13 protein-coding genes and 4 tRNA genes are annotated in these 12,561 nt (G+C 70.9%); 6 read left to right on the top strand and 11 right to left on the bottom strand.

Going from position 1 to position 12,561, the window contains the following annotated elements; translation table 11 throughout:
- Positions 1–5: 5 nt before the first annotated feature.
- The 3 genes from ABZS69_RS12795 to ABZS69_RS12785 form a co-directional block, all read right to left on the bottom strand.
- The gene (locus ABZS69_RS12795) at positions 6–1,124 is read right to left on the bottom strand and encodes an ABC transporter substrate-binding protein (protein ID WP_355370327.1); all 1,119 of its coding nucleotides are present in this window, start codon (positions 1,122–1,124) and stop codon (positions 6–8) included.
- A 32-nt stretch (positions 1,125–1,156) separates the two neighbouring features.
- Positions 1,157–1,735 carry a cupin domain-containing protein gene (locus ABZS69_RS12790; RefSeq protein ID WP_355370324.1) on the bottom strand — a complete coding sequence of 193 codons (579 nt, stop codon included), beginning with the start codon at positions 1,733–1,735 and terminating at the stop codon, positions 1,157–1,159.
- Positions 1,736–1,848: 113 nt separating this feature from the next.
- The gene (locus ABZS69_RS12785; RefSeq protein ID WP_355370321.1) at positions 1,849–2,742 is read right to left on the bottom strand and encodes an NAD(P)H-binding protein; all 894 of its coding nucleotides are present in this window, start codon (positions 2,740–2,742) and stop codon (positions 1,849–1,851) included.
- A gap of 86 nt (positions 2,743–2,828) precedes the next feature.
- Here ABZS69_RS12785 and ABZS69_RS12780 point away from each other — a divergent pair, with 86 nt between their 5' ends.
- Positions 2,829–4,595, top strand: a complete 1,767-nt coding sequence (locus ABZS69_RS12780; RefSeq protein WP_355370317.1) for a thiamine pyrophosphate-dependent enzyme — start codon at positions 2,829–2,831, stop codon at positions 4,593–4,595.
- Here the strand turns inward: ABZS69_RS12780 and ABZS69_RS12775 are convergent.
- Complete coding sequence (locus tag ABZS69_RS12775) at positions 4,558–5,325, bottom strand: IclR family transcriptional regulator (protein ID WP_355370315.1); 768 nt, start codon at positions 5,323–5,325, stop codon at positions 4,558–4,560. The two genes, ABZS69_RS12780 and ABZS69_RS12775, sit on opposite strands and share 38 nt — an antisense overlap.
- A gap of 68 nt (positions 5,326–5,393) precedes the next feature.
- On the opposite strand from ABZS69_RS12775, the gene ABZS69_RS12770 reads away from it, so the two are divergent.
- From ABZS69_RS12770 to ABZS69_RS12750, 5 genes are all read left to right on the top strand, one after another.
- A complete protein-coding gene (locus ABZS69_RS12770; RefSeq protein WP_355370312.1) occupies positions 5,394–6,548 on the top strand; it encodes a 4-hydroxybenzoate 3-monooxygenase in 1,155 nt (384 codons plus the stop codon).
- Positions 6,549–6,572: 24 nt separating this feature from the next.
- Positions 6,573–7,847 (top strand): lyase family protein, encoded by a 1,275-nt coding sequence (locus ABZS69_RS12765; RefSeq protein ID WP_355370310.1) that lies wholly within the window; start codon positions 6,573–6,575, stop codon positions 7,845–7,847.
- Positions 7,844–9,037 carry a 4-carboxymuconolactone decarboxylase gene (gene pcaC / locus ABZS69_RS12760; RefSeq protein ID WP_355370307.1) on the top strand — a complete coding sequence of 398 codons (1,194 nt, stop codon included), beginning with the start codon at positions 7,844–7,846 and terminating at the stop codon, positions 9,035–9,037. Before ABZS69_RS12765 ends, pcaC begins: the two co-directional genes overlap by 4 nt.
- A 33-nt stretch (positions 9,038–9,070) precedes the next feature.
- Positions 9,071–9,445: a VOC family protein gene (locus tag ABZS69_RS12755; RefSeq protein WP_355370304.1), complete on the top strand. Its 375-nt coding sequence runs from the start codon at positions 9,071–9,073 to the stop codon at positions 9,443–9,445.
- Positions 9,446–9,588: 143 nt separating this feature from the next.
- Positions 9,589–9,927: a hypothetical protein gene (locus ABZS69_RS12750; protein ID WP_355370301.1), complete on the top strand. Its 339-nt coding sequence runs from the start codon at positions 9,589–9,591 to the stop codon at positions 9,925–9,927.
- On the opposite strand, the gene ABZS69_RS12745 is transcribed toward ABZS69_RS12750, so the two are convergent.
- The 7 genes from ABZS69_RS12745 to ABZS69_RS12715 all read right to left on the bottom strand — a co-directional run bounded on the left by ABZS69_RS12745 (position 9,928) and on the right by ABZS69_RS12715 (position 12,473).
- Positions 9,928–10,482, bottom strand: coding sequence for a type VII secretion system-associated protein (locus ABZS69_RS12745; RefSeq protein ID WP_355370299.1), 555 nt, complete (start codon positions 10,480–10,482; stop codon positions 9,928–9,930).
- Between the two features lie 6 nt (positions 10,483–10,488).
- Positions 10,489–11,499, bottom strand: coding sequence for a hypothetical protein (locus ABZS69_RS12740; protein WP_355370296.1), 1,011 nt, complete (start codon positions 11,497–11,499; stop codon positions 10,489–10,491).
- Positions 11,500–11,605: 106 nt separating this feature from the next.
- Complete coding sequence (locus ABZS69_RS12735) at positions 11,606–11,959, bottom strand: YbaB/EbfC family nucleoid-associated protein (protein WP_355370294.1); 354 nt, start codon at positions 11,957–11,959, stop codon at positions 11,606–11,608.
- 142 nt (positions 11,960–12,101) lie between these two features.
- Positions 12,102–12,173: transfer RNA gene (locus ABZS69_RS12730), tRNA-Val, on the bottom strand.
- 19 nt (positions 12,174–12,192) lie between these two features.
- Positions 12,193–12,264: transfer RNA gene (locus ABZS69_RS12725), tRNA-Gly, on the bottom strand.
- Positions 12,265–12,314: 50 nt separating this feature from the next.
- A tRNA-Cys gene (locus tag ABZS69_RS12720) sits at positions 12,315–12,385 on the bottom strand.
- 16 nt (positions 12,386–12,401) lie between these two features.
- Positions 12,402–12,473: transfer RNA gene (locus ABZS69_RS12715), tRNA-Gly, on the bottom strand.
- Between the last annotated feature and the right edge of the window lie 88 nt (positions 12,474–12,561).

Below are 12,561 nucleotides of genomic sequence, written 5' to 3'. Positions count from 1 at the left end.
CGCGATCAGCCGCCGAGCCAGGCCGACCACTTCTCGATCATCTCCGGCTGGTGTTCGGCCCACCACTTGGAGTCGATCTTGAGTGCCTTCTCCGGCACACCCGGAGCGGTGGTCAGGAACGCCTGGCCGGTCTGGTCGAGGTTCGGCTTGGCGTCGGTGTTGATCGGCGAGTACGAGGTCAGCTCCGTCAGCTTGCCCTGCTGCTGAGCGCCCAGGTAGTAGTTGATCAGCGCCATCGACGCCTTGGGGTTCCTGGCGTTCTTCGGCACGGCCAGCGAGTCCATGATCGGCATCCACTGGTCCCAAGCGACCTGGAACGGCGCGCCGTTCTTGACGGCGGCGTAGGCCCGGCCGCTCCAGACCATCCCCATGTCCACCTCGCCGGACTCCAGCAGTTGCTGGGCCTCCGCGCCGGTCTTCCAGAAGACCAGGTTGGAGCGGACCGACTGCAGCTTCTTGGTCGCCCGGTCGACGTCCAGCGGGTAGAGCTGGTCGGGCGCCACGCCGTCGGCGACCAGCGCGCCCTCGAACGGTCCTGGTGCCGAGTCGCCGGGGTTGCCGGAGATGGCGCGCTTGCCGGGGAACTTCGTCGTGTCGAAGAAGTCCTTCCAGCCCTTGGGCGGGTTGGCGCCGAACTTGTCCTTGTTGTAGACGAGCACCATGCCGTACTGCATCGCCGGGACGGTGCACTGGCCGGACAGGCCCTCGGGGACCTTGGACTTGTCGATGATCGAGTAGTCCAGCGGCTGGAGCAGCTTGCCGCAGTGGGCCTCGGCCCAGATGGAGTCGGAGTCGATCACGTCCCAGGTGACGTTGGAGGAGTCGACCTGCGCCTTGATCTTGGCGTAGTCGGTCGGGCCGTCCTGGAGGATCTTGGCGCCCGACTCCTGGGCGAACGGGTCCACCGCCGCCTTCTGCTGGCCCTCCTGGTAGACGCCGCCGTAGGAGACGAAGGTCATGTTGAGGCCGCTGAGCGCGTCCTTCTTGATCGTGCCCGACGTGGCGGGTCCCGACCCGAGGTCGATCGAGGCGGGCGCCGCAGAGCCGGCTCCGCAGGCGGTCGCGAGCAGGAGCGAAGCCGCGGCACCGGCCATGGCGGCCAGTCGCGTTGGGTGCTTCGGCATGGGTTACCCCCTAGGGCAGGTATAGCTGGGGTTCAGGAGGATGTAGTAGGTGGGGCGACCACCCAGAGGACCTCGGCGGTCTCGTCACTCTCGTTGACGATCCGGTGGGGGACCGACGTGCGGTACTCCACGCTGTCCCCGGGCTCCAGCACGTGTGCGGCGGCCGAGCCGTTGGGTCCGAGCCAGAGAGTGATCCGCCCGCGGATGACCAGGAAGATCTCCTGGGAGTCGCCGTGGGTGTACGGTTCGTCCCCGGTGGACGAGCCCGGATCGAATTCCCCGGCGTACACCTCCACGTTCTGGAGCGGACGCTGGGAGATCAGGAACTTGCGCGTGCCGGGAGCCGTGTGGAGCTCCGGACGCCCGTCGCGGCGCACCACCCGGTGGCCGACCTCGTCCTCCTCGTTGAACAGATCCGCGACCGTGAGCCCGAGAGCCGAGGCTATCCGCCTGAGCATCCCGATGCTGGAGCTGGTCTGCCCGCGCTCCAGCTGGCTGATGAAGCTCGCGCTCGCCCTGGCCTCCGCCGCGAGTGCGCGCACGGTCATGCGGCGCATGTTGCGGTAGGCGCGGATTCGCGCACCCAAGCGGGCGTTCTCCGACTCCGTCATCGAACCTCTCGATTGGCTGCACTGAACAAGTTGTTAAGTGGCAATGAAAGGACCGTACATAGGTAGTCGAATGCCCATCAAGGGGGAGCTGTGTAACGACTGCGTAAAAGGGGTCAGCCGCGGGTGGGGCGCTCGTAGCCCTCGTCGCCCCCGTAGACGTGCAGGTCGGGGTCGTGCTCCGGCTGGTTGGCCGGGCTGGTGGGCGAGGCGGTGTGCTCCGAGGCGAAGTCGTCGGAAGGCTCAGGCAGCGGCGGGAAGAGGTAGTCGCGCCAGGTGATCCGGCCCTTGGGCTCGGCGTCGGTCAGCAGCTCGCCGGCGCGCTGGGCCGCGTACAGGCTGCCGGGGAAGCGTACGGGCAGGCAGGGGCGGTGCAGGTTCCTGGCCTCCAGCCAGGTTCTGACCAGGTCCTCAGTGTCGAGCACCTGGGGGCCGCCGTACTCGAGCTCGTCCATCGCGGGGCCCGCGGAGATCAGCTCGTTGAGGCGGGCCGCCACCTCGCCCGTGTGGACCGGCTGCCAGGGCATCGAGCGGTCCACGGCCAGCACGGGAAGCGACTCGAAGTCGCTCAGCCGCCGGTCGAGAGCCTGGTGGAAGTGGGTGACGCGGAGGATCGTCCAGCCCAGCTCGCTCTCCGAGACCAGCCGTTCTGCCTCCAGCTTGTGCCGGAGGTGGCCGCTGGCCGCGCTGTCGGACCCGACGCACGAGACGTACAGCAGGTGCGGGTAGCCCGCCTGGCGGGCGGCGGCGACCAGCTTGCGCGTCCCGGTCACATCCACGGAGCCGCGCCCCTTGCGGCCGCCGGTGGCGAGGTGCGCGACGACGTCGATGTCGCGCACGGCCTCCGCGAGGCCGTGCCCGGAGACGAGGTCGCCCCACATCCACTCGACGTTCCCGTGGCTCTCGCGCTTGGTACGGCTCAGCGCCCGCACCCGGTGGCCCGACCTGAGCAGCGCGGGCACCAGGGCCCCGCCCAGCGTGCCCGTGGCTCCAGTGACCAGAATGCGCATGCCGCCCCTCTACCCGCGAATGCCCGCAATTGACAACGAATCTGGTAAAAGCGTCTGAGGGCGGCGGAGCAGGGTAGTGCGGCCCCATGGCTCGAATCGCAGCGGAATCCCTGGTCGAGCGGCTCGCCGAGTGGGGTGTCGACACCGTCTTCGGCATGCCGGGCGACGGCATCAACGGCATCATGGAGGGGCTGCGGCGCCACCGCGACCGGGTGCGCTTCGTCCTCGTCCACCACGAGGAGGCGGCCGCGTTCATGGCCACCGGCTATGCCAAGGCCACCGGGCGGATCGGCGTGTGCCTGGCCACCTCGGGGCCCGGCGGCATCCACCTGCTCAACGGCCTCTACGACGCCAAGCTGGACCACGTGCCCGTGCTGGCGATCACGGGGATGCAGGAGACGTCCGTGCTGGGCACCGGCTACCAGCAGGAGGTGCACCTCGACCGGCTGTTCGCGGACGTGGCCGAGTACAACATGATGATCACCAACCCGGCGCAGCTGCCCTCCCTGGTGGACCTGGCGATCAGGACCGCCTACGCGCGGCGCGGGGTCGCCCATCTCACGCTGCCCAACGACCTCCAGGTGGCCGAGGCGGGGGCGGCCCCGTACCCGAGCGTGGCCCCGGCGCGGCTGCCGGAGACCGCGCCCGTCTACCTGCGGCCGTCCGGCCTGCCGCGCCAGGAGGACGTCGAATGGGCGGCCGAGGTGCTCAACAACTCCGAACGCCCCGCCATGCTCGTCGGCCAGGGCGCGCTGCACGCCCGGCAGGAGGTGCTGGCCGTGGCCGAGGCGCTGGGCGCCCCCGTGGTCAAGACGCTGCCCGGCAAGGCGGTCGTCCCGGACGACTCGCCGTACACGACCGGCGGGATCGGGCTGCTCGGCACCCGGCCGAGCGAGGAGCTGATGGACGAGGCCGACGTGCTCTTCATGGTCGGCACGAACTTCCCCTACTCCAGGTTCCTGCCGGAGCGGGCGCGCGTGGTGCAGTTCGAGGCGGATCCGACCAGGGCGGGGGCGCGGATCGCGACCGACGTGCCCGTGATCTGCGACGCGAAGGAGGGGCTGAGCGCGCTGCTGCCGCTGCTGGGCTCCCGGGACCGAAGCGCCCATCTCACGAAATATCAGGAAATGATGGGCAAGTGGCGGGCCGAGATGGACGCCCTGGAGAACCCGGACCGCGATCCCATCGCGCCGCAGTACGTCGTGTCCATCGTGGACGAGCTCGCCACCGACGACGCCATCCTGACCTGCGACAGCGGCACCATCGCCACCTGGGCCGCCCGGCACTGGACGATCCGCGGCGAGCGCGAGTTCTACCTGTCCGGGACGCTGGCCTCGATGGCGCCGGGGCTGCCGTACGCCATCGCCATGCAGCACGCCTACCCGGGCCGGCAGGTCATCGCGTACGTCGGGGACGGCGGCTTCACGATGTTGATGGGCGAGTTCCTCACGGCGGTCCAGCAGCGGCTGCCGGTCAAGGTGATCATCAACAACAACAACTCGCTCGGCCAGATCCTCTGGGAGCAGATGGTGCTCGGCTACCCGGAGCACGGCGTGCGCTACCCCGAGCCGGAGGCCGACTTCTCGGCCTGGGCCAGGTCGTGTGGCGGGTTCGGGGCCAAGGTCACCAAGTCGGAGGACGTCGCCATGGCGATCGGGCAGGCGCTCGCGCACGACGGCCCGGCCCTCGTGGACGTGGACGTGAACCCGAACGAGCCGCCCATGCCGGCCAAGGTCACCTACGAGCAGGCGAAGAACTTCGCCCAGGCGTTCCTGAGGGGGCAGCCGCACAAGGCCGCCATCGCCACGACCCTGTTCAAGGACCGGATCCAGCGGCTGGGGGACTCGCCTTAGCGATCGCCGCCGCGGTGCTCAGCAGCGGCTCGATCAGGCCCGGCAGCTCGCGGGCGCGCCGCGAGGACAGCACGATGCCCACGGCCGCCACGGGCCGCCCGTCCACCAGGATCGGCGCCGCCGCCGAGCAGGTGCCCAGCGTCATCTCCTCGTACGTCAGCGCGTACCCCTGGGCCCGCACGACGGCCAGCTCCCTGGCCAGCCGGCCCGGCTCGGTGATCGTGTGCGGGGTGGGCCGCTCCAGTTTGCGCGCGAGGTAGGACTTCACGAACCAGTCAGGCTCGAACGCCAGCAGCGCCTTGCCCACGCCCGTCGGGTGCATCGGCAGCCGGCCGCCGGTCCTGGACACGATCGGCACCGCCCGCCGGCCGTACACCTTGTCGACGTACAGCACCTCGAGCCCGTCGCGCACGGCCAGGTGCACGTTCTCGCGCGTGCTCGCGAACAGCTCCTGCAGCCACGGATGGGCCAGGTCGTGCAGCCGCCCGGGCGCGAGCTGGCCCAGCTCCCACAGCCGCAGCCCGACCCGCAGCCGCCCGTCGGGCGCGCGGCTCAGCGCCTGCCACTCCTCCAGCTCCGCGACCAGCCGGTGCGCCGTGCTCAGCGGCAGCCCGCTGCGCCGGGCCACGTCGGTCAGCGTGAGCTGCGGATGCGCGGAGTCGAACGCGCCCAGGACGGCCAGCACCTTGGACGTCACCGAGCGCCCGCGCTCCCGGGCTCCGCCTGCCATGGAGCCATTCTTCCACTGAGTGGAAGGAGGATCTCGGCCAATAACGGTCAAGGCGGCATGCTTCCCTCATGCGAACTCAGGTCGGGATCATCGGGGCGGGCCCCGCGGGACTGCTCCTGTCCCACTTGCTCCACCTGCGCGGCATCTCCTCGGTGGTGCTGGAGAAGCGCAGCCGCGACTACGTCGAGCGGCGGGTGCGGGCCGGGGTGCTGGAGCAGGGCACGGTGGACACGCTGGTCGAGGCGGGCGTCGGCGAGCGCCTGCTGCGCGAGGGGCTGCCGCACCACGGCATCGAGCTCAGGTACGGGGGCGCGGGCCACCGCATCGCGTTCGAGAAGCTCGTGCCGGGCCGGTCCATCACCGTGTACGGGCAGCAGGAGGTGGTCAAGGACCTGATCGCGGCCCGGCTGGCGGCCGGCGGCGACCTCCGGTTCGAGGTCGAGGACGTGGCCGTGCACTCCCTGGAGTCGGACCCGTACCTGACCTTCGGCGGCGAGCGGCTCGACTGCGACGTGATCGCCGGGTGCGACGGCTTCCACGGGGTGTCCAGGCCGGCCGTCCCCGAGGGCGTTCTGAGCGTTTACGAGCGGGACTATCCCTTCGCCTGGCTGGGCATCCTGGCCAGGGTGGCGCCCTCGTCGGAAGAGCTGATCTACACCAGGACCGAGCGCGGCTTCGCCCTGCACAGCATGCGCTCGCCCACCGTCAGCCGCTTCTACCTGCAGGTCCCGGCCGACGCGCGGGTGGAAGAGTGGCCGGACGAGCGGATCTGGGCCGAGCTGCGGGCCCGGCTGGAGAGCGTGCCCGGCTTCACGCTGACGACCGGCGAGATCACGGAGAAGGGCGTCACGCCGATGCGGGCGTTCGTGGCCGAGCCCATGCAGTACGGCCGGCTCTACCTCGCCGGCGACGCCGCCCACATCGTGCCGCCGACCGGCGCCAAGGGGCTCAACCTGGCCGTGGCCGACGTCCGCGTGCTGACCGAGGCGCTGGCGGCGTACTTCGCGGACGGCTCGACCGGGCTGCTCGACGGCTACTCCGACGCGTGCCTGAAGCGGGTGTGGCGGGCGCAGCACTTCTCGTGGTGGATGACGACGCTGCTGCACACGTTCGAGGACGAGGACCCGTACGGGCGGCGGCTGCAGCTGTCGTACCTCGACTACGTGACCTCGTCGGAGGCGGCCGCGACGACCCTGGCCGAGAACTACGTGGGCCTGCCGTGAATGATGGCCTGAACGAGGAGCCGGATGAAGGAGGCGACCGCGATGGGCTCTGACGGCGGCCTGCTCGCCCCGGTCTGGGCGGGGACCCGGGCGGAGGCGATCACCTCGGACGCGGCCTGGCTGCGGGCCATGCTGGAGGCCGAGGCGGCGCTGGCCCGCGCCCAGGCGCGGCTGGAGCTCATCCCGTCGGAGGCGGCCGCGGCCATCGACAGGACGGCCGCCGCGCTCGTGCTCGACCCGGCCGACCTGGCCAGGCGGGCCCGCCAGTCGGCCAACCCGGTCGTGCCCCTGGTGTCCGACCTGCGGCGGGCCGTGCCGGGCGCGGCGTCGTCCGTGCACAGGGGAGCGACCAGCCAGGACATCCTCGACAGCGCCGCCATGCTCGTGGCCACGCGGGCGATCCGCGGCATCGTGGGCGATCTGAGCGCGATCATGCGGGATCTCGGCGGGCTGGCCGAGCGGCACCGGGACACGGTGATGGCCGCGCGGACGCTCGGGCAGCAGGCGGTGCCGACCACGTTCGGGCTGAAGGCGGCGGGCTGGCTGGCCGGTCTCATGCGCGCCCGCGCCCGGCTCCGGGAGCTGCGCCTGCCGGCCCAGCTGGGCGGCGCGGCCGGCACCCTGGCCGCCTTCGCCGAGGCGCCGGGCGATCCGGGCAAGGCCCTGCTGCTGGCCGAGGTGTTCGCCGAGGAGATCGGGCTGGCGGCGCCCCCGATGCCGTGGCACGCGGAGCGCTCCGCCGTCACCGAGCTGGGCGCGGCGCTCACCGCCACGGCCCGCGCGCTCGGCAAACCGGCCACCGACATCATCCTCATGGCGCAGACCGAGGTGGGGGAGGTGGCCGAGTCGTCGGCCGGCTCCTCGTCGGCCATGCCGCAGAAACGCAACCCCGCCCTGTCCGTCCTGGTCCGGTCGGCCGCGCTCCAGGTGCCCGCGTACACGCAGGTCCTCGGGCAGGTCGGCGAGCACGAGCGGGCCGCGGGGGCCTGGCAGGCCGAGTGGCTGCCCCTGCGCGAGGCGCTGCGCCTGACGGGCGGCGCCGCCGAGACCGCCGCCGAGCTGGTGGCCGGGCTGCGGGTGTTCCCCGAGCGGATGCGGGCCAACGCCGAGCTGACCGGCGGCCGGCTGCTCGCCGAGCGCCTGGCCGCCCACCTCGACCGGCAGACGCTCGAACGGGCGCTGTCCGCGGAAGGCCCGCTGCGCGACGTCGAGGGCCGGCTGCTCGATCCGGAGGCTTACCTGGGGGCGGCCCCCGAGCTCGTCGACCGTATTCTCGCCACCTACCGGGAGCAACCGTGAAACTCCACCACCGCATCGACGGCCCGGCCGACGCGCCGCTGCTGGTACTCGGGCCCTCGCTCGGCACCACGATGGAGATCTGGCAGCCCCAGCTTCCCGCTCTCACCGAGTCCTGGCGGGTCCTCAGGTACGACCTGCCGGGCCACGGCGGTTCGGCGCCGGCCGCGGCCGGGTTCACGATCGACGACCTGGCGCGGGCCGTGCTGGACCTCGTCGAGGACGAGCGGTTCGCGGTCGGCGGCGTCTCGCTCGGCGGCGCGATCGCCACCACCATCGCCGCCATGCTCGCCGACGGGGCCGCCCGGCAGCGGGTGCGCAAGCTGGTGCTGTGCTGCACGTCGGCCAAGTTCGGCGAGCCGGGGCCGTGGCTGGGACGGGCGGCGCTGGTGCGCGGCAAGGGCATGGCGGCGCTCGTCCCGACGCTGAAGACCCGCTGGTTCACCCCCGGCTTCGACGGCCAGTGGGTGTTCGACCAGCTCATGGAGGTGGACGCCAAGTCGTACGCGGCCTGCTGCGAGGCCATCGCCGCCTTCGACCTGACCCGCCGCCTGGGGGAGATCACCGCCCCCACGCTGGTGATCGCCGGGGCCGAGGACCCGGCCACGCCGCTCGACCAGGCGCTCACGCTGGCCGGCGACATCCCGGGAGCGTCGCTGACCGTGGTGCCCAGGGCCTCCCACCTGGCCAACGTGGAGCGCCCGGACGCGATCACCGCCGCCATCGCGAGTCACCTGAACGGCGACCACCACACCCTGCCCACCGCTGGGCCCGCCGCTGGGGAGCCCGCCGCGGCCTCGGTTTCGCCTGCCGAGGCCGCCTTTGCGGCGGGCATGCGCACCCGGCGGGAGGTGCTCGGGGACGCGCACGTCGATCGGGCGGTCGCCGCCACCACCGACTTCACCCGCGACTTCCAGGAGCTCATCACCCGTTACGCCTGGAACGAGATCTGGAACCGGCCCGGCCTGGACCGCCGCACCCGCAGCTGCGTCACGCTCACCGCCCTCGTGGCCAGGGGACAGCTGGAGGAGCTGGCCATGCACGTCCGCGCGGCATTACGGAACGGGCTCACGCGGGAGGAGATCAAGGAGGTGCTGCTCCAGACGGCCGTCTACTGTGGGGTCCCGGCCGCCAACGCCGCCTTCGCGGTGGCCCGCCGCACCCTCGCCGAGATCGACGCGGACGATCACTGACCTTGTCCGGGGCCGGCCGTTAGGGTGATCGGTATGCATCGCAGCCGGGTCTATGCCCTCCTGATCGACACCCCCGCGTCCGAGGCCGGGCAGGCGGCGGAGTTCTGGGCGGCGGCGCTCGGGGCCGGCGCGCGCCCGCTCCCCGGATACGAGCAGTTCACCTCGTTGCACGGAGCCGTTCCCGGCCTCGATGTGGCGGTCCAGGCGGTGGACGACGCGCCGAGGTTCCACCTCGACATCGAGACCGACGACGTCGAGGCCGAGACCCGGCGGCTGCTGGCGCTCGGGGCCACGGAGGTGTCGCGCTGGCAGGAGTGCCGCATCCTGCGGGCGCCCGGCGGGCACCTGCTGTGCGTGCTGCCCGCCGAGAGCGACCGGTTCGAGGCGGAGGCGAGGACCTGGCCCTGACCCCGGGACGTCAACCACGATTCCCGACAGGTCCAACGGACGCACGTGTCCTGTACGACGACCAAAGTTTCGATGAAGGAAAGCCGGCGTCCACCACGAGGGCCCAGACTTGATCAAGTCCCCTGGGTCCGGGAGGTGTCGCCATGCGCGAGGTAGACGTCTCGTACAGCGATCTCGCCACGGCGGTGTCGGAGCTCCGCCGGTTGTCCGGCACCATGCGTGACCAGGTGACCGCCCTGCAGGCCGACCTGTCCGCCGTGGGGGACCCCTGGGGGAGCGGCGAGTTCGGGGGGCAGGCGGGGGCGATCTACCGCGACCTCGTCGAGCGGCTGTTCGCAAAGGGGCACGGCATCGCCGACGGGTACGGCACGGTGTCGGAGCAGGTCCGGAGCATGTCCGGCAACCACAGGGGCGCCGAGCTCGTGTCCGAGCGGGCGTCGGAGGCCGTCGAACGCATGCTGTGGCCCGTCGCGGGCGGTTGATCAGGGGCGGAGCCGGTCGAAATCGGCGCGGGGAAGGCGGACGCCGAACGTCCCGGGGTTGATCGCGACGCCGGCCCCCGGGGGGAGCAGGGCGATCAGCTCGCGGCCGCGGATGCCGCGCCACTCCCGTACGCCTTCCGGGAGCGTCGCCGGAAGGTGATCCCGGGCCGTGTACGCGCGCGCGGCCAGGTCGTCATGGTCGCCGAACAGCGGGACGCGGTCGTCGTCCCCGATGCCGGTCAGCACGTCGGCGTCCATGAAGAGGGGCGCGATCCTGGCGTCGTCGAGGTAGCCGGCGGAGCCGAGCTGGATCGCGGCGTCCAGTTCGTCGGTCGGTTCGGGGTAGCCGAGGCTGAGAGGCGAAGGAAGGTAGTTCGGATTCGGGAGGAACTCTCCTATCTGACCGTGTTCGTCCACCTGCCAGGCGCCGGCCACGCCGAACGGCGGCACCTCATCGTCGGGGTCGAAGTACTCGTCGACGACATAGAGCCACTGGCCGGGATTGGCGCGGGCCGCCGCGCGCAATTCGTCGCTGATCGGCGGTGGTTCCATCATCGGCGATCAGCTCCCGGGGTCGTAGTGGGGATTGGGGATGAACCTGTTGTAGGTGCGGCGGCCCCTCCGGACCTCCTGCGCGCCGACGATGTATCGGCGTTCGATGCCGCCGATGAAACCTACCTCCCGCTCTTCCGGATAGAGATTGTCAATCTTGTTCCGGCGCAACGTCGGGTTCATGTAAACGCCCCCGGGAGCGTCGATGAGGTACCGGTAATTGCGCCGGCGGAGGAGGAGCAGATTAGGGCTTCTTGTCGTCGACACGAATGCGGAATCCCAAGGGTCGCCCTGCTGCATCGCCACAGTCACGCGCTCGCCCTTCGGACGGAATCCCTTCTCGAAGATCTCGTCGGGGGCCCGATCGTCGCCGCGCCACAGGAATCGGCGGTCGGTCCGCCACGCCGGGTTCGACACGTCGAGTTTGCCGAGGTCGACGGGGCGGGTGGCGGCGTGCAGGGGGTCGTCGCGGAAGGACGCAGGCCACCGCGCCGGCTTCCGCACCATGGGAACGCCGAGGCGTTCGCTCGCCTTGGCCATGGGACGCAGCACCATGCGCGCGAACATCTCGCCGAAGGCGCCGCGCAGCCTGGTCGCCACGATCTTCTCGGCCTCGAACGCCGCCGCTCCGGCGCCCGGCACGAATATCATCGCGGAAAGCCGCATCGCCAGCCGCAGGAGCGAGTAGATGATCGCGAGCTTGTAGACGACCACGATGACGGCGGCGGCGAGCAGCGCGAACGCGATGAGCACGGTCACCCCGGAGACCGCCTCGCCCTCGGCCGCCAGACCGGTCTCGTCCTGCCAGTCGTCGCGCAGGGCCCGTACGCCCTCGCTGTCGTTGCGGCTGTGCACCCAGGTGGTCAGGTCGTCGGCCTCGCCGGTGGTGCGCGTGGAGTCGTCCCCGAACCGCGCCAGTCGCATGCCGGTGGCGGCCAGGCCCGTCTCGTCGCTGTCGGTCCAGGTGTGGCCGGTCAGCGGCACCAGGGGGCGGAGCGCTTCCGGCAGTTCCAGCCCCATCAGAACCTGCCGTTCGCGCGGAGGGAGAAGCCTGGCTCGGCCAGGCTTCGAACGGCGAGGATCCGGGAGCCTGGGACGGCCTGGAGGATCCCGTCGACCTTCTCGCTCACTGCCGCTTCAACCGATCCAGCCGCTGGGTCAGCTCGTTGACGGTGGACAGGAGCGTGTTCAGGTCGTCCTGGGTGTCGGCCTTGACCTTGTCGATCAGGCTGTTCAGCTCCAGCGAATCCTGTTTCAGCACTTCCGGGAGGGCCTGGGTGGCGCGTTGCCGGGCCACCGCGCGGGCCTGGCCGAAGGCCTCCCTGATCGCCTCGGCCAGCTCGGCCGCGGGCAGCCGCAGGGCGCGCGGGTCGAGCTTCAGTCCGGTGAGGTCGGAGGTGCCGTCCACTTCCACGGTCACCAGCCCGCTCGCCGCGGTGGCGGTCTCCCGCACCGCCACGAACTCATCCAGGAAGTCCATGGCCTCCAAGGCTAGGGACCCGGGCCGGACCTCCGCCACGGAAGATCATCAGCGTTCAAGCACAGTTCATCCAGCGTGCATACATGATCCAGCCGATACGAGAAAACCCCAGGCCGTCCGGCCTGGGGTTTTCTCGTTGAGGTGGACGATACTGGGATTGAACCAGTGACCTCTTCCGTGTCAGGGAAGCGCTCTCCCGCTGAGCTAATCGTCCGTATTGAGTTAATACTCCGAGCGGAAGACGGGATTCGAACCCGCGACCCTCACCTTGGCAAGGTGATGCTCTACCACTGAGCCACTTCCGCGTGGTGCTGCGTTTACTTTAGCGGATCCCGAGGGGTCCGTTGTTCGGCCGAGGTGGAGACGGGATTTGAACCCGTGTAGACGGCTTTGCAGGCCGCTGCCTCGCCTCTCGGCCACTCCACCATGGAGTCTTGCTCCGAGCGGAAGACGGGATTCGAACCCGCGACCCTCACCTTGGCAAGGTGATGCTCTACCACTGAGCCACTTCCGCGTTAACCCCGGACAACGTGCGCCGGGCTACGGGAAAACCATATCGTCTTCCTGGAGTGCCCGTGCGCACCGAGCGGCCCGTGGGGCCA

This window comes from Nonomuraea sp. NPDC005650 (assembly GCF_040605375.1).
GTDB lineage: Bacteria > Actinomycetota > Actinomycetes > Streptosporangiales > Streptosporangiaceae > Nonomuraea.
Note: the sequence above shows the minus strand (reverse complement) of the source record. Positions and strands in the feature narration are given on the sequence as shown.